Source organism: Pokkaliibacter plantistimulans, from assembly GCF_003194385.1.
GTDB lineage: Bacteria > Pseudomonadota > Gammaproteobacteria > Pseudomonadales > Balneatricaceae > Pokkaliibacter > Pokkaliibacter plantistimulans.
This window is the reverse complement of the sequence record NZ_LAPT01000216.1, coordinates 1-1,163: the sequence shown is the minus strand read 5'-3', so window position 1 is coordinate 1,163 and position 1,163 is coordinate 1. Positions and strand designations below refer to the sequence as shown.

The following is a 1,163-nucleotide window of genomic DNA, read 5'->3' as shown; positions in this document are numbered from 1 at the left end:
CAGGGTAGCTACAGCACTATCAAGCAACGGATGGCTGCGCGGCAGGGGCATTTCATGCCGACGTCTCTGCTCGACAGTCAGTTTGGCACACTGGAAGAGCCATTGGAGGAGCCGGGTGTGGCCGTCTGTGACGTGCGCCAGAGCCCGGATGACCTGGTGAGTGATGCCATGGCAAAACTCAGTCTCTGAGTCACTTGTTGTCCTGGCGCCTGCTCCGGCAAGCGCCGCTGCGGCCGAATGAGTGAATGAATGAGGATAAAGATAAGATGACAGCCCTCATCAACCGTGTTGAAAAGCTGATCGAGTATCTGATGGCTGCCGCGCTGGCAGTGATGTTCGTCGCGGTTTTCGGCAACGTGATCCTGCGTTATGTGTTTGGTTCCGGCATTGCAGCGTCGGAAGAGCTTTCCCGTCTGCTGTTCGTCTGGCTGATTTTCCTCGGCGCGGTGCTGGCCACCGGGCGCCATATCCATATTGGTTTTGATCTGGCCCAGCGGGCACTGCCTGCACCGCTGCGCAAGCTATGCATGATCGTCAGCCACGGGCTGATGCTCTATGCCCTGTGGCTGTTCTGGCAGGGGAGCTGGCATCAGTACCAGATCGGCTGGCGCATTACCTCTACCGTGATGAAGTATCCGCTGGCACTGATGGCCGGTGCAGGGCTGGTCGCTGCGCTGGGCATGGCGCTGTATATCTTCGCCAATCTGATGCGCGCCCTGACCGGTAGTAGAAAGGCCTATATTCCCGGTGAAAGCCACCCCTTCCATGCTGACGAGGAGACGCATTAATGACTCTGGGTCTGTTCCTTGTCGCCCTGATGGGCTTCATGGCTCTGGGGATGCCCATTGCCTTTGCCCTGATCATGACCGGCGTGGTGCTGATGTGGCACCTGGATTTCTTCGATGCCCAGCTGGTGGCGCAAAACCTGGTCAGTGGTGCTGACAGCTTCCCGCTGATGGCGGTGCCTTTCTTTGTACTGGCCGGTGAGGTGATGAATGCCGGTGGTATTTCCCGCCGCATTATCGATCTGGCCATCAGCTGTGTCGGCCATCGTCGTGGTGGACTGGGGTTTGTCGCCATTATTGCGTCGGTGATTCTGGCCAGCCTGTCCGGCTCTGCCATCGCCGATACGGCGGCACTGGCTACGCTGCTGCTGCCGATGA

The 1,163-nt window shown here is 58.7% G+C and carries 3 protein-coding genes; all 3 read left to right on the top strand.

Going from position 1 to position 1,163, the window contains the following annotated elements; translation table 11 throughout:
• Positions 1–189, top strand: a 189-nt coding sequence (locus WH50_RS26775; protein WP_480285501.1) for a hypothetical protein, incomplete at its 5' end; no start/stop codon positions are given.
• A 77-nt stretch (positions 190–266) separates the two neighbouring features.
• Positions 267–788: a TRAP transporter small permease gene (locus WH50_RS26000; protein WP_110185891.1), complete on the top strand. Its 522-nt coding sequence runs from the start codon at positions 267–269 to the stop codon at positions 786–788.
• Positions 788–1,163 (top strand): TRAP transporter large permease subunit (locus WH50_RS25995; protein WP_116453736.1); only part of this gene is annotated, 376 nt, incomplete at its 3' end. The genes WH50_RS26000 and WH50_RS25995, both read left to right, overlap by 1 nt.

What these genes read in the sequence shown, in the direction of transcription:
- WH50_RS26000 (WP_110185891.1), top strand. Translation starts at nt 267, where the DNA reads ATGACAGCCCTCATCAACCGTGTTGAAAAGCTGATCGAGTATCTGATG.